Source organism: Burkholderia sp. GbtcB21 (assembly GCF_019091065.1).
GTDB lineage: Bacteria > Pseudomonadota > Gammaproteobacteria > Burkholderiales > Burkholderiaceae > Burkholderia > Burkholderia pyrrocinia_C.
On the sequence record NZ_JAGXKA010000013.1, the window covers coordinates 245975 to 269578 of the forward strand.

General features: G+C 65.7%; 18 protein-coding genes and 1 pseudogene. 9 read left to right on the plus strand and 10 right to left on the minus strand.

Going from position 1 to position 23604, the window contains the following annotated elements:
- Positions 1–33: 33 nt before the first annotated feature.
- From KVT39_RS26535 to KVT39_RS26550, 4 genes are all read left to right on the plus strand, one after another.
- Positions 34–429 carry an outer membrane protein assembly factor BamE gene (locus tag KVT39_RS26535; RefSeq protein WP_217590568.1) on the plus strand — a complete coding sequence of 132 codons (396 nt, stop codon included), beginning with the start codon at positions 34–36 and terminating at the stop codon, positions 427–429.
- A gap of 333 nt (positions 430–762) precedes the next feature.
- Entirely contained in the window at positions 763–1677 is a 915-nt protein-coding gene (locus KVT39_RS26540; protein WP_131949010.1) for a LysR substrate-binding domain-containing protein, read from the plus strand.
- Between the two features lie 186 nt (positions 1678–1863).
- Positions 1864–3138 (plus strand): dicarboxylate/amino acid:cation symporter, encoded by a 1275-nt coding sequence (locus KVT39_RS26545; RefSeq protein WP_131949009.1) that lies wholly within the window; start codon positions 1864–1866, stop codon positions 3136–3138.
- Positions 3135–4595, plus strand: coding sequence for an aspartate/glutamate racemase family protein (locus KVT39_RS26550; RefSeq protein WP_175749173.1), 1461 nt, complete (start codon positions 3135–3137; stop codon positions 4593–4595). Before KVT39_RS26545 ends, KVT39_RS26550 begins: the two co-directional genes overlap by 4 nt.
- 23 nt (positions 4596–4618) lie before the next feature.
- Here KVT39_RS26550 and KVT39_RS26555 read toward each other — a convergent pair whose 3' ends face one another.
- Positions 4619–5362 carry an SDR family NAD(P)-dependent oxidoreductase gene (locus KVT39_RS26555; protein WP_217590569.1) on the minus strand — a complete coding sequence of 248 codons (744 nt, stop codon included), beginning with the start codon at positions 5360–5362 and terminating at the stop codon, positions 4619–4621.
- 11 nt (positions 5363–5373) lie between these two features.
- The gene (locus KVT39_RS26560) at positions 5374–5781 is read right to left on the minus strand and encodes a DoxX family protein (RefSeq protein WP_034182370.1); all 408 of its coding nucleotides are present in this window, start codon (positions 5779–5781) and stop codon (positions 5374–5376) included.
- 96 nt (positions 5782–5877) lie between these two features.
- Between KVT39_RS26560 and KVT39_RS26565 the strand changes: the two genes are divergently transcribed.
- Together KVT39_RS26565 and uvrA are read left to right on the plus strand one after the other, a co-directional pair.
- Positions 5878–6273 carry a helix-turn-helix domain-containing protein gene (locus tag KVT39_RS26565; protein WP_217590570.1) on the plus strand — a complete coding sequence of 132 codons (396 nt, stop codon included), beginning with the start codon at positions 5878–5880 and terminating at the stop codon, positions 6271–6273.
- A gap of 184 nt (positions 6274–6457) precedes the next feature.
- Positions 6458–12361 carry an excinuclease ABC subunit UvrA gene (gene uvrA, locus KVT39_RS26570; protein WP_217590571.1) on the plus strand — a complete coding sequence of 1968 codons (5904 nt, stop codon included), beginning with the start codon at positions 6458–6460 and terminating at the stop codon, positions 12359–12361.
- Between the two features lie 112 nt (positions 12362–12473).
- On the opposite strand, the pseudogene KVT39_RS26575 reads toward uvrA, so the two are convergent.
- Positions 12474–12566 (minus strand): annotated as a pseudogene (locus KVT39_RS26575) (metal ABC transporter substrate-binding protein); the annotation flags it as partial.
- A 325-nt stretch (positions 12567–12891) separates the two neighbouring features.
- Between KVT39_RS26575 and KVT39_RS26580 the strand changes: the two are divergent.
- Positions 12892–13731: a CoA ester lyase gene (locus tag KVT39_RS26580; protein ID WP_217590572.1), complete on the plus strand. Its 840-nt coding sequence runs from the start codon at positions 12892–12894 to the stop codon at positions 13729–13731.
- A gap of 198 nt (positions 13732–13929) precedes the next feature.
- On the opposite strand, the gene KVT39_RS26585 is transcribed toward KVT39_RS26580, so the two are convergent.
- The 4 genes from KVT39_RS26585 to KVT39_RS26600 all read right to left on the minus strand — a co-directional run bounded on the left by KVT39_RS26585 (position 13930) and on the right by KVT39_RS26600 (position 18646).
- Positions 13930–15318, minus strand: coding sequence for an MFS transporter (locus tag KVT39_RS26585; protein WP_217590573.1), 1389 nt, complete (start codon positions 15316–15318; stop codon positions 13930–13932).
- A gap of 100 nt (positions 15319–15418) precedes the next feature.
- Positions 15419–16597, minus strand: a complete 1179-nt coding sequence (locus KVT39_RS26590; protein WP_217590574.1) for a CaiB/BaiF CoA-transferase family protein — start codon at positions 16595–16597, stop codon at positions 15419–15421.
- Positions 16598–16612: 15 nt separating this feature from the next.
- A complete protein-coding gene (locus KVT39_RS26595; RefSeq protein WP_217590575.1) occupies positions 16613–17770 on the minus strand; it encodes an acyl-CoA dehydrogenase family protein in 1158 nt (385 codons plus the stop codon).
- Between the two features lie 30 nt (positions 17771–17800).
- Positions 17801–18646, minus strand: coding sequence for a MaoC family dehydratase N-terminal domain-containing protein (locus KVT39_RS26600; protein WP_217590576.1), 846 nt, complete (start codon positions 18644–18646; stop codon positions 17801–17803).
- Between the two features lie 140 nt (positions 18647–18786).
- On the opposite strand from KVT39_RS26600, the gene KVT39_RS26605 reads away from it, so the two are divergent.
- Positions 18787–19737 carry a LysR substrate-binding domain-containing protein gene (locus KVT39_RS26605; protein WP_217590577.1) on the plus strand — a complete coding sequence of 317 codons (951 nt, stop codon included), beginning with the start codon at positions 18787–18789 and terminating at the stop codon, positions 19735–19737.
- Between the two features lie 152 nt (positions 19738–19889).
- Here KVT39_RS26605 and KVT39_RS26610 read toward each other — a convergent pair whose 3' ends face one another.
- Complete coding sequence (locus KVT39_RS26610; RefSeq protein WP_105392527.1) at positions 19890–20618, minus strand: ABC transporter substrate-binding protein; 729 nt, start codon at positions 20616–20618, stop codon at positions 19890–19892.
- Positions 20619–20832: 214 nt separating this feature from the next.
- Between KVT39_RS26610 and KVT39_RS26615 the strand changes: the two genes are divergently transcribed.
- Positions 20833–20997, plus strand: coding sequence for a zinc ribbon domain-containing protein (locus tag KVT39_RS26615; protein WP_034182361.1), 165 nt, complete (start codon positions 20833–20835; stop codon positions 20995–20997).
- Positions 20998–21317: 320 nt separating this feature from the next.
- On the opposite strand, the gene KVT39_RS26620 is transcribed toward KVT39_RS26615, so the two are convergent.
- A complete protein-coding gene (locus KVT39_RS26620; protein WP_217590578.1) occupies positions 21318–22325 on the minus strand; it encodes a HEAT repeat domain-containing protein in 1008 nt (335 codons plus the stop codon).
- 145 nt (positions 22326–22470) lie between these two features.
- A complete protein-coding gene (locus KVT39_RS26625; RefSeq protein ID WP_217590579.1) occupies positions 22471–23139 on the minus strand; it encodes a HEAT repeat domain-containing protein in 669 nt (222 codons plus the stop codon).
- Positions 23140–23604: the final 465 nt, after the last annotated feature.

Genomic DNA, 23604 nt, shown 5'->3' on the forward strand with positions numbered 1-23604 from the left:
CGCCGTTTCCCTTTCATTCAGACGATGCCAAACATGAACGCACACATTGCTAAGTTCGCGGCCGCGGCACTGCTCGCCGTCGCCGGCCTGTCCGGATGCGCCACGCAGCAGGGCGATCCGCCGTTCCCGTCGGCCGATACGGCCACGCTGCCCGAAGGCACGTATCCGAATCTCGCGAATCTGGCGCAGGTCCGGCCGGGTGTGACGAAGAATCAGTTGTACGAGCTGCTCGGGCCGCCGCATTTCCACGAGTGGATTTTTCATGTGCGGACGTGGAATTACCTGTTCCAGTTCCGCGATTCCGGAAAGGTCGCGACCTGCCAGTACCAGGTTCAGTTCGATTCGGATAACCGCGTCGTGAAGACGCGGTGGGACAAGCCCGAGTGCGAAGCCTTCGGCGGGAAGGGGGCGGCGGGCAAGGAGGGCTGACGCCGCGTGACCTGTCTACCCGACAGCCTGGCGGGCGCCGATGGAGTTCGTGCATCGGCGCCCGGTTGCGACGGGCATCGTTCAACCCCGCGGTCGCTGTTCGCCCGGCCCGGGCACGATCGGGATCGTGCATCGGCGAACGTCGAATCTCCGGAAAGATACCCGTATCCGGTGGCCATGGTCGACGGCGTGTCGCGGCAGGACGTCGACGTGGCGATAAAACCGGGCCGTTTGACGAATCGCGCTCGACGCTCGTAAGCTTTTGCGTTCCGCACCCGCGCCGTTACGCCGGTCACCCGCAGGTCGATCCGGTTGTGGACCTCGAAGGCAAACATGGAAATCAAATGGATCGAGGATTTCATCGCCCTCGCTCAATACCAGAGCTTTTCCCGGGCGGCGGAGTTCCGCAACGTCACGCAATCGGGTTTCAGCCGCCGGATCCAGTCGCTCGAACAGTGGATCGGCGCCGAACTGATCGACCGCAGCAGCTTTCCGCCCGTGCTGACGCCGGCCGGACGACTGTTTCGCGAGACGGCGGAAGATGTGCTCGGCCGGTTGTTCGACACCCGGGCGATTATCCGCACCGAGCAGCGAATCGCCGGCAAGAGCCTGCAGATCGCAGCGGGTCACACGATCGCGCTGAGTTTCCTGCCGGCGTGGCTCAAGGCGCTTGCGCCGCATTTCGGCGAGGTGCGGGCACGCGTCATTCCCACGAACGTCCATGATTCGATCCTGATGCTCGTCAACGGAAACTGCGAGCTGATGTTTGCCTATCACCATCCCGAGCTTCCGCTCCATCTCGACCCGGTCAGGTACGAGCATCTGACCGTCGGCCTCGACACCTTGATGCCGGCCTGCAGGCCCAACCGCCGATCGGCGCCCGCGTTTCGCCTTCCCGGCACGAAACAGCATCCGTTGCCGCTTATTTCATATACGGAAACCAGCTACTTCGGGCGGTGTCTCGCGTTGCTGCTCGGTCGCGCACCCGAGGTGCCGGCATTGCAACTGCACTACGAGTCCGACATGGCCGAAGTGCTGAAAAAGCTCGTGATGGAAGGCGAGGGCGTGGCATGGCTGCCGAAGAGCGCAATCGCCGCCGAACTCGCGGCCGGCGAGCTCCTGCCGGCCGGGCCGGCTGCATGGAACCTCGAAGTCGAGCTGCGGGTATATCGCGACGCGTCCAATCGCAGCGAGTTCCTGGAGACGCTCTGGCAGCATCTGAGCGCCGCCGCTGCCGCGCCGGGCTAGGGTTTTCCCGCCTTATGCGGCGCTCGCATACCGCCATGATGGACCGGCATCACGGTTTTATTGACCCTCCCTACCATTCGTTCCAACGGCAAATGTGACGCGCGGACAGCGTCGCCTGCGCTCATTCCAGCGCCCGACAGCCGCCTTCCGGCGGCCGGGCCGGGCGCCACCCAAGGACGGATGGACATGAAAAATCGCCTTACCCTAAGCATCGCAGTCGGCATGATCCTCGGCGTCGTCGCCGGCTATGCGTGTCACACGGGCATTTCGGACCCGGGCACGCTCAAGACGATTGCCGGCTATTTCTCGATCGTGACGGACATCTTCCTGCGACTGATCAAGATGATCATCGCGCCGCTGGTGTTCGTCACGCTCGTCTCCGGCCTCGCGGGAATGGACAGCGGCGAAGACGTCGGGCGCATCGGCCTTCGCTCGATCGGGTGGTTCGTCTGCGCATCGCTCATTTCGTTGAGCCTCGGCCTGGTCATGGCCAATGCGCTGCAGCCGGGAGCCGGCCTGAAGCTCACGGAGACCGCGGGCGAGGTCAATGTCGGCCTGAATACGGCCGCGCTGAACGCCAGGGACGTGATCACGCACGCGTTCCCGACCAGCCTGCTCGATGCGATGGCGCGCAACGACATCCTGCAGATTCTCGTTTTTTCGGTCTTTCTCGGCATCGCGCTGAGCGCACTGAAGAGCGACAAGCGTGTCGGCATCGTGATCCAGTCGATCGACGGCATGGTGCCCGTGATGCTGCGCCTGACGAACTACGTGATGCGCGCGGCGCCGCTCGGCGTCTTCGGTGCCATCGCTTCGTCGGTCACGCTGCGCGGGCTCGATGTGATCTACACGTACGGAAAGCTGATCGGGTCGTTCTATCTCGGGCTGCTCATCCTGTGGATGATCCTGATCGGCGCCGGTTATGCATTCCTCGGGCGGCGCGTCGGGAGCCTGCTGAAGGCCGTGCGCGAACCCGCGTTGATCGCGTTCTCGACCGCGAGCAGCGAGGCGGCCTATCCGCGCCTGACCGAGCAGCTGGAGAAGTTCGGCGTCGACAAGAAGGTGGTCGGCTTCACGCTTCCGTTGGGTTACGCGTTCAACCTGGACGGTTCGATGATGTATCAGGCGTTTGCGGCGATCTTCATCGCGCAGGCGTTCGGCGTGAACATGCCGCTGTCGCAGCAGATAGCCATGTTGCTGATCCTCATGCTGAGCAGCAAGGGCATGGCAAGCGTGCCGCGCGGATCGGTGGTCGTCGTCGCTGCCGTCGCGCCGATGTTCCATCTGCCGGCCGCCGGCGTGGCCATGGTCCTGGCGATCGATCAGATTCTCGACATGGGCCGCACGATGACGAACGTCATCGGCAACAGCGTCGCGACGGCCGTGATCGCGAAGTGGGAAGGCGGGCGGGTGGCGAAGTCGAACCGTGCCGCGTTCGACCGGCCGGAGCTGAACGCATGAAGCGCGCGGAAATCGCGGATACGCGGCGGAAATTCGGTGTGGTCGGCGGTCTTGGGCCGCTCGGAAGCGCCGACGTTTTCTTCAAGCTGGTGAAGGCAACGCCCGCGTCGTCCGACGAAGAACACATCGACCTGATCTTCGAGCAATATCCGTTCAGGGGTTCGGGTTCGGGCAGCGCAGCGACGACCGAGCGCAAGCTCTATGTCTTCGACATGATCCGCGCGTTCGAGAAACGCGGCGTGACGACGGTGGTGCTGCCGTGCTTTCTGAGCCACACCTTCATCGACGAACTGAAGGCGAATACGCGCCTGCCGATCGTGGATATCGTGGAAGCCGTCCGCAGCCACGTGCAGCGGAAGTACCCTGGCGCCACGCGTATCGGTGTGCTGGCTTCGGACCATGTGCGGGCCAACGGACTGTTCGACCGGTACTTCCCGTCGCCTCAGTTCGAAATCGTCCATCCGCGGCCGCGCGGCGATATCGATCTCGTCACCGAAGCGATCTACGGGCCGGACGGCATCAAGCGCGGCAATCTTCGCGGCAGGCCGATCGAACTGCTGCGCGACGCATGCGAGGATCTGGCGGATCAGGGGGCCCAGGTCATCGTTCCCGGGCTGACGGAGATCGCGCTCGTCGCCGACGAAATCGGCCCTCGGCGGATACCGCTGATCGACTCCAATCTGGCGTATGCGCAGTACGTCGTTTCGGCACGGTGCGACTCCCGTGCATCGACGTTCAAGATCGGTGTCGTCGGCGGCGTCGGGCCGGCCGCGACAGTGGACTTCCTGCACAAGATCGTTCGCAACACGCCGGCTTCGCGCGACCAGGATCACATCAAGCTGCTGGTCGAACAGAATCCGCAGATTCCCGATCGGACGGAGAACCTCGTCGATGCCGGTACGGATCCCACGATCTCCCTGTATGCGACGTGCAAGAAGCTCGAGGACGGCGATGCGGACATCATCGCGATCCCGTGCAATACCGCGCATGCTTTTGTCGAGCGGATTCAACCGTACCTCGGCATCCCGATCGTGAACATGCTGACCGTCACCGTCGCTCATCTGCGCGACGCGTATCCGCGGCTGCGCGATGTCGGCGTGCTGGCAACGTCGGGCACGATCGAAAGCGGCGTGTACAAAAAGGCGCTCGAATCGCACGGGCTCAGACAGGTTGCGCCGGCGCCGGCGTTGCAGGCACGCGTGATGGAAGCGATCTACGGAAAGCACGGCGTCAAGGCCGGCTTCACGACCGGGCAGTGCGAAGAGGATATCGGCGCCGCGGTCGACGCGCTGATCGCCGAGGGCGTCGACGTGATCGTCCTCGGGTGCACGGAGCTGCCTATCCTTCTTCCGGGCGGCGAATACACCGCGCGGAACGGCGCGCGGGCGACGCTGATCGATCCGACCGAGGTTCTCGCGCGCCGATGCGTTGCGTATGCGACGGCTCCCGGCGATTGAAGCGGCTTCCCGTCGACCGCGCTTCAGCGCGCGCCGTCGATGATCGCGCCGCCGTCCGGCGTGAGGCTGTATCCGGTCAGAAACCGTGCATCCCTGCTTGCGAGGAACAGGACGACAGGCGCGATGTCGTCGTCCGGCGTGCCGAAGCGGCCGAGCGGGTTGGTCGGCGGCGGCACGTCGGCGTCCGCGCCCCACGTCTGCGCCAGCGGCAGGACGTTGTTGACCGTGATCCCGTCGGCGGCCCATTCGCGTGCGGCGGTTCTCGTCAGCGCGCGCACCGCTTCCTTCGCCATGTTGTACGGACCGTATCCCGCCAGCCCCATGACGCCGGCCATGGACCCGAAATTGATCACGCGTCCTTCGCCGCTCGCTTTCAGGTGCGGATAGGCCGCCTGCATCATCCTCAGGTATGCGATCGGCCCGAGTTCGAAGTTTCGCTGCAGTTGCTCGACCGGCAGATCGACGATCGACGAGAACGGTGCCGATGGATCGAAGGCGTTGTTGACGAGGATGTCGATGCCGCCGCAGGTCGTGGCGATCGTTTCGACGGTTGCGTTGATCTGGTCCGCGTTGCCGAGATCGCAAGGCACGCCGAGCGCGTTGCCGCCGGCTGCCTCGATGTCGGCCACCACCGCGTCGACGTTGGCGGGGGTGAGCGAAACGACCGCTACCGTCGCGCCCTCGGCAGCGAATCGTTTCGCGGTGGCGCGTCCGATGCCTCGGCCGGCGCCCGTCACGATGGCAATTTTCCCGTTGAGTCGGGCCATGGCGTGCTCCTTCAGTCGATGGTTGCGTGATGTGTCGTCGCGAGCGCGCCGTACGGCGACGGGATGTCGCGCGCCGCGTTTTGCGTGGTGAACGACACGACGAGACAGACGAGGCCGATTGCGGCCGGCAGCGCGCCGCGCGGCTGGCGCACACCGATGTGCGCGAGGGCCGAAAGCAGCAGGTGATAGAACACGCCGGCGTAGGCGAGATCGCTGAGCGGCACGCCGACGCGCGTCAGGATTGCCGCCACGGCGAGCAGCTTCGCGATGGTCAGGATCGAAACGAGATACGCGGGATAGCCGAAGCCGGCGAGGCTCTTGCGAACCCGGTTACTCTTGGCGATGTACAGCGTCGCGGACGCCAGATAGAGCAGCGACAGTAATGCGGTACTGATCCAGTATGCGTAGGTTTCAATCATTTACTACGGGTTCCTTAAGTTGTTCGGTGTCGACTTGACTCAAGAATGTCGTCTAAGATGAAAGCATGCAAGTAGGATGATTTTCTGTCTGTTGGTATGGAAAAGATGACTGATGACGCCGATGAAGTGAACATGCACGACGAAATGCGACGCGCATTTTCGTTGCTGTCGGGCAAGTGGAAACTGGAGATCATGTGGCTGCTCAACCAGCGCGTCTATCGCTTTGGAGAACTACGAAAGGCGATTCCGGGCATTACCCAGCACATGCTGACGGCGCAGCTGCGGGAGCTCGAGGCGGACGGCCTGATCACCCGCACGGTTTTCGCGGAAGTGCCGCCGCGCGTCGAATATGCGATCACCGCGAAGGCGCGCGGTCTCGGGCCGACGATGGAAGCGCTGACAGCGTGGTGGAACGAGTACGGGCGCAGCGTACCGGTCAGGCCGACGGCGCGCGGACGCAAGCCCGACGCGATCAAGCCGGAGCCGGAATGACCGGACCCGTTGCCGGGGTATCCGCGCCGGCCATGGAAAACTGTATGAATATACAGTATAGTAGCCGTCGAAATCGAGCCGCCCAGGTGCGACCCTGGGCGGCGCGTGCGCCGCGCCTGCGGGCATCCGCCGCAGCGTTCCGGCACCGTGAACTCTGGCTAACTCATTCAGACGGGCAGGCAAATTGTCATCCAGCAATCTGATCCGCATTCGCGGAGCACGTCAGCACAACCTCAAGAATATCGATCTCGACCTGCGCACCGGCGAAATGACGGTCGTCACCGGCCCGTCGGGCTCCGGCAAGTCGAGTCTCGTGTTCGACACGCTGTACGCGGAAGGCCAGCGGCGCTATGTCGAAACCTTCAGCGCGTACGCGCGGCAGTTCCTCGACCGGATGGACCGCCCGCAGGTCGATCGCGTCGACGGCGTGCCGCCCGCGATCGCGATCGACCAGACCAACCCGGTGCGCAGCTCGCGCTCGACCGTCGGCACGATGACCGAGCTGAACGATCACCTGAAGCTGCTGTACGCGCGCGCGGCCGAGCTGTTCGACCGCAAGACCGCGCGTCGGGTGCGGCACGACACGCCGGAGACGATCTACGCGGAGCTCGTCGCGCGCACGCAGGCGGACGATCCGCGCGTCGTCGTCACGTTTCCGGTCGAGCTGCCGGAAACGGTGACTGACGAAGAAGTCACGCAGTGGCTGTCCGCGAGCGGCTATACGCGCGTGCAGGCGCAGCGCGAAGTCGCGTCGCCCACCGGGCCGCGCAAGGTGCTCGACGTGGTGGCCGACCGCTTCCGCGTGCAGCATGCCGACAAGGTGCGCGTCGTCGAGGCGATCGAGGCGTCGCTGAAGCGCGGCGGCGGGCGCGTGAACGTCTACGTGCTCGCGGCGGAGCCGGAAAACGCTGGCGGCACGGCGGCGGAGCCGCAGGTGTGGCGCTTCTCCACCGGGCTCCATGATCCCGACAGCGACCTGCGCTATGCGGAGCCGCAGGCGGCGCTGTTCTCGTTCAACTCGGCCTATGGCGCGTGCGAAACCTGCCGCGGCTTCGGCCGCGTGATCGGCGTCGATCTCGGCCTCGTGATTCCCGACGCGCGCAAGACGCTGCGCGGCGGCGCGATCAAGCCGATGCAGACACCCGCATGGAAGGAGTGCCAGGACGACCTGATGCGCTACGCGGCGAAGGCCGACATCCGGCGCGATGTGCCGTGGGCCGAGCTGACGGACGGCGAGCGCGACTGGGTCGTCAACGGCTCGCCGGACTGGAACGGCAAGTGGCAGAGCCAGTGGTACGGCGTGAAGCGCTTCTTCGGCTACCTGGAATCGAAAGCGTACAAGATGCATATCCGCGTGCTGCTGTCGAAATACCGCAGCTACACGCCGTGCGACGTGTGCGGCGGCGCGCGCCTGAAGACGGAATCGCTGCAATGGCGGCTCGGCTCGAAAGAGAATGCCGACGGCGTGCTTGCGCCGGCCGGTCGTTTCATGCCGCGCGGCGTCGACTGGAGCCGCGCGCAGCTCGAAGCGCTGCCGGGCCTGACCGTGCACGACCTGATGCTGCTGCCGATCGAGCGCATCCGCCGCTTCTTCGACGACATCAACCTGCCGAGCGCGCTGCTCGACGACGCGCTGAAGCTGCTGCTGGCCGAAGTGCGCACGCGCCTGAAATACCTGTGCGACGTGGGGCTCGGCTACCTGACGCTCGACCGGCAGAGCCGCACGCTGTCGGGCGGCGAGGTGCAGCGGATCAACCTGACGACGGCGCTCGGCACGTCGCTCACGAAAACCCTGTTCGTGCTCGACGAACCGAGCATCGGGCTGCATCCGCGCGATCTCACGCGGATCGTCGAGGCGATGCAGCGGCTGCGCGACGCGGGCAATACGCTGGTCGTCGTCGAACACGATCCGTCGGTGATGCTCGCGGCCGACCGGCTGATCGACATGGGTCCCGGCCCGGGCGAGCGCGGCGGCACGATTGTCTACGACGGCACGCCGGGCGACATCCGTTCGGCGCACACGCTGACGGGCGAATACCTCGGCGGCCGCAAGCATGTCGCGCATGCGTCGAACTGGGCGCGCCGGCTGGTCGACGCGGATACGCCGCGCATCGTGCTCGACGGCGCGAGCGAACACAACCTGCGCGACGTGACGGTCGAGATTCCGCTGCAGCGGCTCGTGTGCGTGACCGGCGTGTCGGGTTCCGGCAAATCCACGCTGCTGCAGGACGTGCTTTATCCGGCGATGGCGCGGCACCACGGCAAGGCGACCGAGTCGCCGGGCGCGTACCGCAGCCTGACGGGCGCCGACCAGGTGGGCGACGTCGTGTTCGTCGACCAGTCGCCGATCGGCAAGACCACGCGTTCGAACCCGGCGAGTTATGTCGGCGCGTTCGACGAGATCCGCAAGCTGTTCGCAAAGGCGCCGCTTGCGCTGCAGCGCGGCTACGGTGCCGGCACGTTCAGCTTCAACTCGGGTGACGGCCGTTGCCCGACCTGCGGCGGCTCGGGCTTCGAGCACATCGAGATGCAGTTCCTGAGCGACGTGTATCTGCGTTGCCCGGACTGCGACGGCAGCCGCTACCGCGCCGAGATTCTCGAAGTGCGCATCGAGCGCGATGGCCGCGCGCTGAGCATCGCCGACGTGCTCGACCTGACCGTCAGCGAAGCGGCCGCGTTTTTTGCGGCCGACGCCGAGGTGCTGCGCGTGCTGCAGCCGATCGTCGACGTCGGGCTCGAATACGTGAAGCTCGGCCAGCCGGTGCCGACGCTGTCGGGCGGCGAGGCGCAGCGCCTGAAGCTGGCCGGTTTCCTCGCCGAATCCGCGGCGGCGGTCAACGGCCGCCGGGTCGTCACGGAAGAGGCACGTGTCGCGCGTGTGAAGTTGTTCATGTTCGACGAGCCGACCACCGGGCTGCACTTCGACGACATCGCGAAGCTGATGCAGGCGTTCGGCAAGCTGCTCGCGGCCGGCCATTCGCTGATCGTGATCGAACACAACCTCGACGTGATCCGCGCGGCCGACTGGCTGATCGATCTCGGCCCGGAAGGCGGCGACGGCGGCGGCCTCGTGCTGTGCGCGGGCACGCCCGACGACGTGAAGGCCTGCGCCGAATCGCATACCGGCGTGGCGTTGCTGCAATACGATCGCGCGATGGATGCCGAAGCGCCGCTCGGCGACGAAGGCGTGCCGCTGCAGGCCGTGCTGAACGCCGCGCGCGAGCGCCGTGCGATCGAAGGCGAGGATGTCGTGCGGATCGTCAACGCGCGCGAACACAACCTGAAGTCGCTCGACGTCGATATCCCGCACGGCAAGTTCAACGTGATCACCGGCGTGTCGGGTTCCGGCAAGTCGACGCTCGCGTTCGACATCCTGTTCCACGAAGGCCAGCGCCGCTACCTCGAATCGCTGAACGCGTATGCGCGCTCGATCGTGCAGCCGGCCGGACGCCCCGAAGTCGACGCGGTGTACGGCATTCCGCCGACCGTCGCGATCGAGCAGCGGCTGTCGCGCGGCGGCCGCAAGAGCACGGTCGCGACGACGTCCGAAGTCTGGCACTTCCTGCGGCTGCTGTATGTGAAGCTCGGCCTGCAGCATTGCATCCACGACGGCACGCCGGTCACGTCGCAGTCCGTCGAATCGATCGCCGCGCAGTTGCTGCGCGATCATCGCGGCGAGCACGTCGGGCTGCTCGCACCGCTCGTCGTCAACCGCAAGGGCGTGTACACGGATCTCGCGAAGTGGGCGAAGGCGCGCGGCAGCACGCATCTGCGCGTCGACGGCGAGTTCGTGCCGGTCGATCCGTGGCCGAAGCTCGACCGCTTCCGCGAGCACACGATCGAGCTGCCGGTCGTCGATATCGTCGTATCGCCGGACAACGAGGCCGAGTTGCGGCGCGTGCTCGACGAGACGCTCGAACTCGGCAAGGGCGTGATGCATCTGCTCGCGCCGCTCGACGGGCTGCACGATGCGATGCAGAACGATCGTTCGACCGCGCGCGTCGGTGCGGTGAAGGTGCTGTCGGTCAAGCGTGCGTGCCCGGTGTGCGGCACGAGCTACCCGGAGCTGGACCCGCGGATGTTCTCGTACAACAGCAAGCACGGCTGGTGCACGACCTGCGTCGGCACCGGCGTCACGCTCACGCGCGAACAGCGCGCCGCGTACGACGACACGGTGCTCGCCGAGGACGGCCGCGGCCGCGAGCAGACGCTGCCGTCGGACGAGCAGGAACCGGAAGGCGTCGGCAACGAGCCGTGCCCGGATTGCGGCGGCACGCGGCTGAACCCGTCCGCGCGCGCGGTGACGTTCGACGCGCATCCGATCGTCGAGGTCGCGCAGTGGACGGTGTCGGACACGCGGCGCTGGATCGACGGGCTGGAACTCACCGGGCGCGACGCGCAGATCGCGCGCGACATCGTCAGCGAGATCGGCAGCCGCCTCGCGTTTCTCGAGGAAGTCGGGCTCGGCTACCTGAGCCTCGACCGTGCGGCGCCGAGCCTGTCGGGCGGCGAAGCGCAGCGCATCCGTCTCGCCGCGCAGCTCGGCAGCAACCTGCAAGGCGTCTGCTACGTGCTCGACGAGCCGACGATCGGCCTGCATCCGCGCGACAACCAGATCCTGCTGGACGCGCTGCGCAAGCTCGGCGACAAGGGCAATACGCTGGTCGTCGTCGAGCATGACGAGGACACGATCCGTCGCGCCGATCACATCATCGACGTCGGCCCGGGCGCCGGCAAGCGCGGCGGCACGCTGGTCGCGCAGGGCGCGGTCGCGGATCTGGCCGCGCAGTCCGATTCGGTGACGGGGCGCCTGCTCGCGCATCCGATGACGCATCCGCTGCAAACGCGCCGCGGCGTGAGCCTGCCGGGCAAGAAGGGCGGGCAGGCGGCGCCGGAAGCCTGGCTGACCGTGCATGGTGCACGGCTGCACAACCTGCGCGACGTCACGGTCGGCATTCCGCTCGCGCGGCTCGTCGCGGTGACGGGCGTCAGCGGGTCGGGCAAGTCGACGCTCGCGCGCGACGTGCTGATGACGAACCTGCTCGACGCGGTCGGCCGCTCGGTGCTGTCGTCGCCGGCCACGCGGCGCGCGCGCAAGGCCGCGCAGCAGGACGCGCCGGCGGCCAACCGCCGTTCGAGCGTGCTCGCGCGCAGCGCGCCGCGGCCGTCGCTGAACGTCACGCATGCGTGGCAGGGCTGCGAGTCGCTGAGCGGCTGGGAGCAAATCGATCGCGTGCTCGAGGTCGATCAAACGCCGATCGGCAAGACGCCGCGTTCGTGCCCGGCCACCTATATCGGCGTGTGGGACACGATCCGCAAGCTGTTCGCGGATACGCTCGAAGCGCGTGCGCGCGGTTATACGGCGTCGCGTTTCTCGTTCAATACCGGCGACGGGCGCTGCCCTGCGTGCGAAGGGCAGGGCGTGCGCACGATCGGCATGAGCTTCCTGCCCGACGTGAAGGTGCCGTGCGACGTATGCCACGGGCAGCGCTTCAACCCGGAGACGCTTGCCGTCACGTGGCGCGGCCGGAACATCGGCGACGTGCTGACGATGGAGATCGACGAGGCAGTGGAGTTCTTCGCGCCGATCTCGAACATCGCGCATCCGCTGCAGCTGATGAAGGATGTCGGCCTCGGCTACCTGACGCTCGGCCAGCCGTCGCCGACGCTGTCCGGCGGCGAGGCGCAGCGCATCAAGCTCGTCACCGAGCTGACGAAGGTGCGCGACGACATCACGCGGCGCGGCCAGAAGGCGCCGCACACGCTGTACGTGCTCGACGAGCCGACGGTCGGCCTGCACATGGCGGACGTCGCGAAGCTGATTCGCGTGCTGCATCGGCTGGTCGACGCGGGGCACAGCGTCGTCGTGATCGAGCATGACCTCGACGTGATCGCGGAAGCCGACTGGATCATCGATCTCGGGCCGGAGGGCGGCGTGGGCGGCGGCACGATCGTCGCGGCTGCGGCGCCGGAAGCGCTCGTGAAGGTGAGCGCGAGCCATACGGGGCAGGCGCTGAAGCCGGTGCTCGCGCGCACGGCGGCGAATGAGGGTGAAGCCGAGCGGCAGGGAGAAGCGCGGGTCGGTTGAATGCGGCGCGTCGAATGAACGGCTCCGGTGTCCGGCGAGATACCGGAGCCGTTTTTACGTCACGACGACATCTATGGATGCGCGCGGGGATGCTGCCGCCGGCCGGGCATATCGAGCGGTCGAGGCCGCCCGACGCAAAGGCCGCGTTCGGCTGTACGTAATCGGGGAATTCGACGATACGGATCTCTAGGCCGCTCTTCACCGCTTTACCCCAGCCTGCCCGCTTACCGTCACGAAGATGCCAATCGCCTGAAAGCGGGCCGGCCAATAGGTTTGGGCTATGGCCGGCAGAGTCAATCGATAGTTGTCGACGTACGGGATTCCGCGTGTAATGCCTTGCGACACTGGACGATGCCGACGAAGCGATTAAGGAATGACGCGTGAAGATCGTGGTAGCCGTTAAAAGAGTGGTTCAGCGTGGCCGACTACGGCCTCGTCGACGATCTGTTCGCGCTCGTGCCCGAGCTGCATGAAGCCCTGCAGTGATCTGCGAATCAGCCTCCTGTCCGTTTCTTTTACAGAAGATTGCCATGTCATCCGAACCTGCCTTCTCCGCACAGTCTTATCTGTTTGTTCCCGGCAATCGGCCGGAACGTTTTGCGAGTGCACTGGCGAGTGGCGCCGATGCGGTCATCATCGACCTCGAGGATGCCGTGGAGCCCGCGGCCAAGGTCGATGCCCGGGAAACCGTGAGGACATGGATGTCCCGCGATCGACCGGTGCTCGTGCGGATCAACGGGCGCGGTACGTCGTGGTTCGACGAGGATGCGAAACTCGTTGCGCTCGACGGCATCGCGGGTGTCGTCATTCCCAAAGCGGAAAGCCTCGACGACATTGTCGAAGTCGTATCGGCGGCAAAACGCAAGGTTCCGGTTTTTCCGCTCATCGAAACGGCGCGAGGGATGTGGTCGGCGATGGATATCGCGAAAGCGCCTTATGTGAAGCGCCTGATGTTCGGTACGCTGGATTTCATCGCGGAGATGGGAACCGACGACGATCGCGAGGCGTTGAATCCGTACCGGGCGCAGCTTGCGCTGATTTCGCGTGTCGCAGGGATCGAACCACCGGTCGACGGCGTCACGCCTGATATCCACGACACCGATCGGCTCGTGGCCGATACGCGGAACGGCAAGCGTCATGGCTTCGGCGCGAAGCTGTGTATCCATCCCAGGCAGATCGCGGCGGTACATGAGTGCTACAGCCCGAGCGCCCGCGATGTGGAGTGGGCGATGCGTGTGGTCGACGCGGTGTCGCGTGCGGACGGCGCCGCAACGACGGTCGATGGAAAGATGGTCGACCGCCCGGTTTTGTTGCGTGCGCAACAGATCATTGCTTCCGCGGCGCGCCGCAATGTGGTGCCGGCCGCCTGACGGCCGGCTTTCTGGTAGTCGCGGCGGTACGCCGAAGGATTCGAAAAGACGACAGGCAACTTCGACGAAAACGCCGGCCGCGAGCATGAATCTCGGCCGGCGTTCTTTTCGTGCGACCTGCCACGCGGCCACGCGCCGACTCGTTGCCGACGCTCGAACGCGAATGTCGAAGCGTCGTCGCGGCCGGTACGTCGGCAATCAGGCTTGCGTGACGCCCGGGTTGACCGCTGCACCTTCTGCGTCGTTCGTGCCCGGCGCGACCTCTTCCAGTGCCTGTCGTCCGGTTTCCACGCGCAGCAGCCCGATCGCGACGCACAGGACGCCGAGCGTCGCGCTGACCATCGCGATCACGCCCGATACGCCGAATTGCTGGTACAGCGCCAGTGCCAGCGCCGGCGTGCCGATCGACGACATCCGGCCGCACATGCCGGCGACACCCGTGCCGCGCAGGCGTACTTCGGTCGGAAACAGTTCGGGAATGTAGCCGAACAGCCCGAGCGTGGTGATCGTGTAGATCGCGCTGACCAGGCAGAATCCGACCAGGATGATCGCCGTCGTATCGCGCAGCGACACATAGAGCCAGCCGAGCGCGATGCTGAGAATCGATGCAATGACGATTCCCTTCGCGCGGCCGAGACGGTCTGCGATCAGGTAGCCGATCAGGCCGCCCACCGGCGATCCGATCGACATCAAGAACACGAACCCGAGCGATTTGACGACGGACAGCCCCTCCGCGACGAAAAACGTCGGCAACCACGCAATGAAGCCATAGAGGCCCACGTTGACGCCGATCGCGGTCAGCGCGGCGACCGCGGTGCGTCCGCGCATCCCCCGGGAAAAGAGCACGCCGAGCGGCACCTTGCCCACGTGCAGATCGATCGTGCGCCGCACCGGCGGCAGCGTGCCGACCTGTTTGCCGACCTCGAGCTCGATGGCCGACAGCGTCGCTTCGGCTTCGTCGAGCCGGCCGACGGATTCGAGCCAGCGCGGCGATTCCGGCATCCGCTTGCGCATGAACCAGACCACCAGCGCGCCCGCGCCGGCCAGCGCGAACATGTAGCGCCAGCCGAGATGCGGAATGACCCAGTACCCTGCGGCCAGCGCGGCGAAGAGTCCGCTGTTGGTGATGATCGCGAGCAGCGAGACCCATTTGCCGCGCGTCTCGGGCGGCACGAATTCCGCCAGCGTGCCGGCCGCGACCACCAGTTCCGCGCCGAGACCGATACCCATGATGAAGCGCAGGGCGATCAGCCACTCGATGTCGGGTGCGAAGCACGCGGCGATCGACGCGAGCCCGAACACCGCAAGATTGAGCTGGTACGAGTATCGGCGGCCGAGCCGGTCGCCGACGTAACCGGCAACGAACGCGCCGATCATCATGCCGACGAACGTCGACGACACGAACATCGCGCCATGCCGCAGATCGGTGAATCCTTCCTTGACCATGGCCGCGACCGAGCCATTGGCGAGGTAGATGTCGAACGCGTCGAGGAATGCGCCGCCCGCGATCAGTCCCAGTATCTTCCAGTGGAACCTTGAAATCGGCAGCCGATCGAGCCGGCCGGCGGCATTGACGGTATGGGCCATGATGTCTCCAGTTGTGGGCGCTCTCGCGTCGATGGGCCGACGTGGAGACGCTTCGATTCGTGGGTGGCGGGCGCGCTTCGATCAGCGCGGAAGGGGCCGGTCAGACGGCACCGGTGGCGTGCAACGTGTGAATCTGTTCGTCGGTATGGCCGAGTTCGCGCAGGACGGCATCGGTATGCTGGCCGAGCGCCGGTACCGGATCCATGCGCGGGTGGTCCGCTGGTCCGACACCCGGCGGCAACAGGGCGGGAATCTCGCCGGCAGGCGTCTCGATCCGGGTCCATCGATGGCGGGCGGCGAGCTGCTCATGCTTCCAGACGGCATGCATGTCGTTCATCCGCGCGTTCGCGATACCGGCTTCCTCCAGCCGGTCGATCACGTCGGCGGCGGTCAGGGTCGAGAACGCGCGAGTGATGACGGCAGCGAGTTCGTCGCGATTCGCGACGCGGCGGCTGTTCGAGCCGAAGCGTTCGTCGGTTGCCAGTCCGGGCAGGCCGATCACGGTAGCGCAGAAGCTTTTCCATTCGCGCTCGTTCTGCAGGCCCAGCATCACGGTGTTGCCGTCGCCCGCCTTGAACGGACCGTACGGAAAGATCGTCGCGTGCGACGCGCCGGCTTGCCGGGGCGGCGACTGGCCGTCGATCGCGTAGTAGAGCGGATAGCTCATCCACTCGACCATGCTTTCGAGCATCGACACGTCGATGTGCCGGCCTCGCCCGGTGCGCCCGCGTTCGATCAGCGCGGAGAGGATGTTCGTATAGCCGTACATGCCCGCCGCGATGTCGGCGATCGAACAGCCTGCCTTGGCCGGCTCGCCGTCGGCGCCGGTGATGCTCAGGAATCCTGATTCGCTCTGGATCAGCAGGTCGTACGCCTTCTTGTCGCGGAACGGGCCATCGAGCCCGTAACCCGAGATATCGCAGACGATCAGCCGCGGATAGCGTTCGCGCAGCGTGTCGTAGTCGAGCCCCAGGCGCCGCGTCGCGCCGGGTGCGAGGTTCTGCACGAACACGTCGGCATCCGCCAGCAGTTCGTGCACGATCTCGAGCGCCGCGGGCTGCTTGACGTCGAGCGTGATGCTTTCCTTCGAACGGTTGGTCCACACGAAGTGGGAGGCCAGCCCCGCGACTCGTTCGTCGTAGTTCCGCGCGAAATCGCCAACTCCCGGACGTTCGATCTTGATCACGCGCGCGCCGAGATCCGCGAGCTGGCGTGTGCAGAACGGCGCGGCGATCGCGTGCTCGAACGTGACGACCTTGATGCCTTCAAGTGGGCGCATGTCGGGCACTCCCGGTCAGAACGAACGCGGCAGGCCGAGGATATGCTCGGCGACATACGACAGGATCAGGTTCGTCGAGATCGGTGCGACCTGGTACAGGCGCGTCTCGCGGAACTTGCGTTCGACGTCGTATTCGCATGCGAAGCCGAAGCCGCCGTGGAACTGCAGGCATGCATTCGCCGCTTCCCACGACGCATCGGCCGCGAGCAGCTTCGCCATGTTCGCCTGCGCGCCGCACGGCTCGTGCGCGTCGAACCGGCGCGCGGCGTCGAAACGCATCAGGCTCGCGGCCTCGACGTTGACGAACGCGCGGGCGATCGGAAACTGCACGCCCTGGTTCTGGCCGATCGGACGGCCGAACACGACGCGATCCTTCACGTACTGCGACACCTTGTCGACGAACCAGTAGCCGTCGCCGATGCATTCGGCCGCGATCAGCGTGCGTTCGGCGTTCAGCCCGTCGAGGATGTAGCGGAAGCCCTGGCCTTCCTCGCCGATCAGGTTCTCCGCGGGGATTTCGAGGTTGTCGAAGAACAGCTCGTTGGTCTCGTGGTTGACCATGTTCGGGATCGGCCGGACCGTCATCCCGTGGCCGATCGCGTGATGAAGGTCGACGAGGAAGATCGACATGCCTTCCGACTTCTTCGTCACGTCCGACAACGGCGTCGTGCGGGCGAGCAGGATCATCAGATCGGAGTGCTGAACGCGCGAGATCCAGACCTTCTGGCCGTTGATCACGTAGCGGTCGCCCTTGCGTACCGCCGTCGTCTTGATCTTCGTCGTATCGGTGCCGGTGGTCGGTTCGGTCACGCCCATCGACTGCAGGCGCAGCGCGCCGCTCGCGATCTTCGGCAGATACCGCTGCTTCTGCTCGGCCGAACCGTGGCGCAGCAGCGTGCCCATGTTGTACATCTGGCCGTGACATGCGCCGGAGTTGCCGCCCGCGCGGTTGATTTCCTCCATGATGATCGACGCTTCGATCAGACCGAGGCCGGAGCCGCCATATTCCTGCGGAATCAGCGCGGCGAGCCAGCCGGCTTTCGTCAGTGCGTCGACGAACGCTTCGGGGTAGCCGCGTTGTTCGTCGATCTTGCGGAAGTATTCCGCGGAAAATTCGCTGCACAGGTCGCGAACGGCTTCACGGATGTCTTGGTAAGCGTCGGGTTGGTTCATCACGGGTATCGGGATAATCGTCGGGAAGGGTTACGCGAGGGCCGCGCGAGCGGACATGGTCAGCCAGCCTTCGTGGTCCTTCGCCCAGAGTTCGATGGTCGTGCCGTCGTCGGCGACGCGGCCGCATACGCTGAACGTGTTGCCCAGGAACGTCGGCCGCACCGCGCGGTATGCGTATTCGCGAACGGTCGCGCCGGGCAGCGAGCGCGCCACGAGGTCGAGCAGCAGCGTCGAGATCAGCGGGCCGTGCACGACGAGGTCCGGATAGCCTTCGACGTCGCGCGCGTAGGTCCGGTCGTAGTGAATGCGATGGCCGTTGAACGTCAGCGCGGAGTAGCGAAACAGCAGCACCTCGTCCGGCGTGATGTCGCGCTGCCATTGCGCATGATCGGGCGCGGCCTGCGGCTCGGGTGCTACGGCGCCGGGTGCGGCCGCGCCGCGATAGACGATGTCGTGTTCTTCGCGGATCGCGAGCGCGCCGGCGGACTCGATCACGTGTTCGACCGTGACGAAGCCGAGCGGGCCGCTGCGTCCTGCCTTGCGTTCGATCGACAGCACGCGCGACGTGCGCGTCGCGGTCTCGCCGATCGTCAGCGGGCGTTCGAACACCAGGCGGCCGCCAGCCCACATCCGCCGCGGCAGCCCGAGATCGGGCAGGAAGCCGCCCTTGCGCGGATGGCCGTCCGGGCCGAGTTCGGCTTGCTGCGCGACCGACCAGAAATACAGCCAGTGCCACGGCGGCGGCAACGCATCGCCGGCCGCGGGACGGACCGGATGGTCGAGTGTCGCCGCAAATGCCGCCGCACGTTCGGCGCCGATCAGATCGGTCGCGACTTGTTCGACATCGTCGCTGGCATGCGACCGGGGAGCGTTCACTGTCACCTCCAGCGCCGGGTGGGCCGGCTGTTTGGACCAGGATTGAGGCGACTGTATGTGAAGCGGCAGCGCAGCGGAAATACCGTTTGGATGTGCCGGTCATAGGGGTATCCTATGGCTTTCGTGTTGCCCGAACCGCCATGGACGTCCGCCAGCTCCGCTATTTCGTCAGCATCGTCGAATACGGGAGCCTCGGGAAGGCTGCCGAAAAACTGTTCGTCGCGCAGCCGTCGCTGAGCCAGCAGATCGCGAAGCTCGAGGACGATCTCGGCGTCGTGCTGCTGGTGCGCAGCCCGCAGGGCGTCAAGCCGACCGCGGCGGGGCAGGCGCTCTACCGGCATGCGCGGCTCGTGCTCCATCAGATGGAGCAGCTGCGCCAGGAGGTGCGGGAAGGCGCGGGCAGCGAGTCGGGCACCGTCGCGGTGGGTTTTCCGACGACGATGACGTCGATTCTCGCGGTTCCGTTGTTCGAGCGGGTGAGGGTGCGTTATCCGGGTATCCGGTTGCAGTACGTCGAAAGCATGAGCGGCTTCATCAACGAGTTGCTGGCGAACGGGCGGCTCGATCTCGCGATCCTGTTCCGCGAGTCGAACACGACGGGGATTACCGCGATGCCGCTGTTCGATGAAGTGCTGTATCTGCTCGGCGAGCCGGGCGGCGCGGTGGCGCCGCGTGCGCGCACCTGCAGCCTGGCATCTCTCGCCGGCGTGCCGCTGGTCGCGCCCGGCGTGCGGAACGGGCTGCGCTTGCTGCTCGAGCGCACGTTCGCGCGCGAGGAGGTGCCGCTCAACATCATTGCCGATGTCGATTCGCTGCCGACGCTGATCTCGCTCGCGCAGTCGGGCATGGCGTGCACGATCCTGCCCGCGTCGGCGATGGCGCTGCGCGACCCGTCGAACCGGCCGAAAATGCGCCGGATCGTCGATCCGGAGATCCGGCGGCCCGCGAGCCTGTGCTGGTCGAACACGTCGCCCGTGAATTCCGCTGCGCTGGCCGTGCGGCAAACGATCGTCGAGTTGATTGGCGAATTGGCCGCGAGCGGAACGTGGACCGGCATCACGCTGCGCGCGAACGATTCGTTGCCGTCGTGACGCGCGGCACGCGCCGGCTCATTCCGCGAGCGAGTGCGCGGACGGCCGGTCGCCGCGTTCGACCGACGCGCGCATCACGTCGACGAGTCGCGCGGTGACGGCCCGAGCGGCCGCCGCGATCCTGCGCGTAGAAGGTGACGCGATGGCCGCCGTTACGGTGCAACCGACGCGCCGGTGATGCCGTGCCGCCGCAGCGAATCTGCGACGAAGCCCGACGCCTTCATATCCTCGACGAATTCGTTCAGCGCCGCCGCGGCAGCCTCGCCGCGGCTCTTCGGCACGCCCATCGCCTGCCGGATCACCATGAACCGCTCGTCGAGCAGGCGCAGGCCCGTTGTCTTCGCGGCGTCGGCTTCGAGTTGCTGCTTCACGCCGGCCGCTACTTCCAGTTGCTGTTCGACGAACGTCTGCACGACGGCCTGCGACGTCGGCGCGCGCACGATCTGCGCGGCCTTCAGTTCGCGGGTGAGGAACAGGTCGTATGCGCTGCCTTTGCCGACGGTCACGCGGTTGTGCGGCTGGTCGACGTCCTCGTTCGTGCGGATCGGCGAAGCGTCGCGCACGAGATAGAAACCCTCGATCAGCACGTACGGCGCCGTGAACGCGACCGTTTCGCCGCGCAGCGGATCGACCGCGAAGAAGCCGAAATCGGCGCGCTCTTCGGTCAGTGCCTGCACCGATTTCCCGGCAGCGTCGAACACGACGAGTTCCAGTTCGGCCGACAGGCGTTCCGCGAACGCGCGTGCCAGATCGATCGACACGCCGACCGGTTCGCCGGTAGCCGGATCGCGGTTCGCGAGGATCGGGTTGCCGAGATTGATCGACGCGCGCAGCTTGCCGGTTGGGGTGAAGGCGGAGAGGATGGCAGGGGCGAGGGGCATGAGGGGGGCTCGTTTTGGGGGCGGATGGGCGGTCAGGGGGCCAGGAAATGCATCGACGTCGAGCTTATCACCGGGCCGTGGGGAGCAGCGTGTCGCGGTGATGGAGGATTAGTGTCTGCACATGTCCTGCACTACAATTTCTCATTTGGGGTGCTGGACGCCGTCCGGGCTTCGTCCGTGGCGACACTTGCAAGCTTCGTGCCGGAGGGATGCCATGCCTACTTACCAATACCGTTGCGAGAAGTGTGGCGAGACGTTCGAACATGTCGAACATCTCGCGGAGCATGAAACCGCTCACCCGCAATGCCCGAAATGTGGAAGCGAACAGGTTCAGCACGCGCCCACGCCATTTGTAGCAAAGACGTCGAGCAAGAGCTGAGCCCGGTCCGCCAGCATCAATTCACTTTTTTGTGCGGTGACCCTTGCCAAAGCGACGGACGCCGGCCCGGCGGATTAATGGCGGCGTATAAAACTTGTTCGCTGGCTGAGTTCGGCCACTAGCTGACATTTGGCGTCTGAAGTCGAAATGGTGGCTTCTCGGCTATCTTCGGCCGCTCCTGATATGAGACCCTCCCGGACAAGCGCACGCCTGCTGCCGAGCAAGCGAGCAGACTATTTCCCCACCGACAGATCCGGGAGAGACGGGAAACGAGGGCATTCGCCTCCAAGGAAGAGGCCGACTATCAAACTCAAGCTCGACTACGTTAGCGCGTCGTTGCGAATACCCATCACGTAACGAGCATTGCGCGCCACGGACGGGTCTGGATCGGCGGCCAGCCGGGCAAGCAGGGCCGACGCCGTGCCATTGAATTCGGCGAGCGCCTGACAAATACGTACACGGGTCTGGACATCGGCTGGACCGTCCGAGATCGCTGCTTCAAAGCGCTCCACAATTTGCTTTGCGATCGCAGGGTCTTCCGCCAAATCGGCTAACGCATCGGCCGCCTCGACATCGTGAGTCCCGCCAAGAACCTGCTCGATCAGCAGGGGAATGGCGTCGCGTATCCCCCATCCGCCAAGCACCCGCGCAGCGCGATACCGCACGCGCTCCGCGGGGTCAAGGAGCGAGCCACGCAAGGTCTCCACCGCATCGGAACCTCCGAGTTTCGCCAGCGCGAGCACGGCCCGTTCGCGTACTGCCGGATCGGGCTGTTGAAGCGCCGCGCCAAGTACGCTGGCGCCGCTGCCTACGGTTCTTCCCAGCGCCCAGTGCAGCGCACCTGCGACATTCGGCTCTTGTTCCTGGAGCAGTGCGTGGGCGATGAGTGCTGCAAGCGGGGCATCGCTGGACGCGGCGTCAAACGCAGCACGCTGTCTCTCAGGCGCATGCGTCGACTCCAGTCCTTTCAACAGATGCACGACCTCAAGCACTGCTGACCAATCCTCGGGGGAGGTGGCGGACACAGCAGTCAGCCGGCAAAGCAACGCTTGCTCTGCGGCCAGCCGCTCGCGGCTGCGAGCCATCAGCGCATCAATGAGCACATCGGGGTGAGGCGCTTGTTGGCTGAGCGCCTGACGCACCTCGGCCAGCCCAAGGCCCAGCGAACGCAGGCTCTCCACTTGGAACAGGCGCAAGGCATCGGCTTGCGAATACTCGCGGTATCCCGCTTCCGTACGTCCCGATGGGCTGACCAGTCCGATCGCGTCGTAGTGCCGCAGCATGCGCGCGCTGACGCCGGAACGATTGGCCAACTCGCTGATGCGCATCACTTGTCTCCGGTGTCATCTGGTTCACGCCGCCTCGTGTCTGGGCCTTCGCTCCAATCGAGCCTCGAAAATTCTAACAGACCGCCAACGGCTTCCATCATCTCGGCCAACACGTGGCACATCACATCGATCGCCGTCAACCCGCCTATTCAAGGGCGTAGGGCAACGGTGTACCTGCGCGCCACGCATCGGCTGGATCGAGCACAAACGCACTCTCCGGGTCGGCGATGAGCCTGAGGCTCGCGCAGGCATGAACGCGAACCGCCGGGTCCGTGTGTCGGGCCGCCACCGCATCGAGCGGGGCCATGGCGTCGTCTCCAAGCATGAGTAATGCCCGGCTCAGACTCCGCTTGAGGTCCTTGTCGCCGCGGCCTAGCTCGCGAACCAGTTCGCGTGCCAAGGCGGCTCGTTGCCAGGTCGGCACCAGCCCCGCTGCGGTGCGCCACGCAGTTCGTGCCACCTCCGGATCGGGGTCATGTAGATGCCTGCTTGTGATCGCTGACCAGGTTGCGGGGTCGCCGATCTTCGAGAGCGTATGTAGCGCCTGGCTACGCGCTTGCGCCGACGGCGAGCGCAGCTCGTCAAGCAGCAATGGCAATGTCAGATCCTGCGCATGCCGGGTGAGCGCCCAGGTGAGCATGTCGCGAACGAAGAAATCCGGTTCGACACCGCAACGCTTCACCAGTAGCGTAATCTGGCCTGGATCGGGAGCCGTGCCGGCACCAAGCGCAGCCGCAAGACGGAGCGAAGCATCTGGATGCTCGAGTGCCGTGGCCAGTGCGTGACGGGAAGTCGGGGGATAGTGACGGGTCATGAACGCCTCCTCGCCCGACAGTGGACGCTTTGTCACTGTGACAAGGTCAAGTGTTTTCGGGCGAGGGGCGAATTGCACGCCGAAGCAGCCGTTCGTGGGGCCGACCACCGCCTCCTCCGCAGGTGACGGGTTGAATCCGCACCGATCAGCGGACCTTCGAACGTGGCCATCCTCTCGGTGATCTGCCGCCGTCGAACGTTTCCTCGATGCAGCTGACTGTATAAGCTTGTCAACTGCCGTGTAACCGGCTGCCGGGTAGCCGGTTACCGTTCGCGCCGCCCGTGCGGTCGTGTCGAACTCAGCGATAACTCTCGCACGTCATAGGGATCTGCGATTTATCGCGGTTTTTATCGCTTGCTCAAACATTCCCGGGAGCGATGTATGCGGTTTTCACGGTCGTATAGAACTCGCGCGCATAGGCGCCTTGTTCGCGGGGACCCAGGCTCGAACCTTTGCGCCCGCCGA

What these genes read in the sequence shown, in the direction of transcription:
- KVT39_RS26535 (WP_217590568.1), top strand. Translation starts at nt 34, where the DNA reads ATGAACGCACACATTGCTAAGTTCGCGGCCGCGGCACTGCTCGCCGTC.
- KVT39_RS26540 (WP_131949010.1), top strand. Translation starts at nt 763, where the DNA reads ATGGAAATCAAATGGATCGAGGATTTCATCGCCCTCGCTCAATACCAG.
- KVT39_RS26545 (WP_131949009.1), top strand. Translation starts at nt 1,864, where the DNA reads ATGAAAAATCGCCTTACCCTAAGCATCGCAGTCGGCATGATCCTCGGC.
- KVT39_RS26550 (WP_175749173.1), top strand. Translation starts at nt 3,135, where the DNA reads ATGAAGCGCGCGGAAATCGCGGATACGCGGCGGAAATTCGGTGTGGTC.
- KVT39_RS26555 (WP_217590569.1), bottom strand. Translation starts at nt 5,362, where the DNA reads ATGGCCCGACTCAACGGGAAAATTGCCATCGTGACGGGCGCCGGCCGA.
- KVT39_RS26560 (WP_034182370.1), bottom strand. Translation starts at nt 5,781, where the DNA reads ATGATTGAAACCTACGCATACTGGATCAGTACCGCATTACTGTCGCTG.
- KVT39_RS26565 (WP_217590570.1), top strand. Translation starts at nt 5,878, where the DNA reads ATGGAAAAGATGACTGATGACGCCGATGAAGTGAACATGCACGACGAA.
- KVT39_RS26580 (WP_217590572.1), top strand. Translation starts at nt 12,892, where the DNA reads ATGTCATCCGAACCTGCCTTCTCCGCACAGTCTTATCTGTTTGTTCCC.
- KVT39_RS26585 (WP_217590573.1), bottom strand. Translation starts at nt 15,318, where the DNA reads ATGGCCCATACCGTCAATGCCGCCGGCCGGCTCGATCGGCTGCCGATT.
- KVT39_RS26590 (WP_217590574.1), bottom strand. Translation starts at nt 16,597, where the DNA reads ATGCGCCCACTTGAAGGCATCAAGGTCGTCACGTTCGAGCACGCGATC.
- KVT39_RS26595 (WP_217590575.1), bottom strand. Translation starts at nt 17,770, where the DNA reads ATGAACCAACCCGACGCTTACCAAGACATCCGTGAAGCCGTTCGCGAC.
- KVT39_RS26605 (WP_217590577.1), top strand. Translation starts at nt 18,787, where the DNA reads ATGGACGTCCGCCAGCTCCGCTATTTCGTCAGCATCGTCGAATACGGG.
- KVT39_RS26610 (WP_105392527.1), bottom strand. Translation starts at nt 20,618, where the DNA reads ATGCCCCTCGCCCCTGCCATCCTCTCCGCCTTCACCCCAACCGGCAAG.
- KVT39_RS26615 (WP_034182361.1), top strand. Translation starts at nt 20,833, where the DNA reads ATGCCTACTTACCAATACCGTTGCGAGAAGTGTGGCGAGACGTTCGAA.
- KVT39_RS26620 (WP_217590578.1), bottom strand. Translation starts at nt 22,325, where the DNA reads ATGCGCATCAGCGAGTTGGCCAATCGTTCCGGCGTCAGCGCGCGCATG.
- KVT39_RS26625 (WP_217590579.1), bottom strand. Translation starts at nt 23,139, where the DNA reads ATGACCCGTCACTATCCCCCGACTTCCCGTCACGCACTGGCCACGGCA.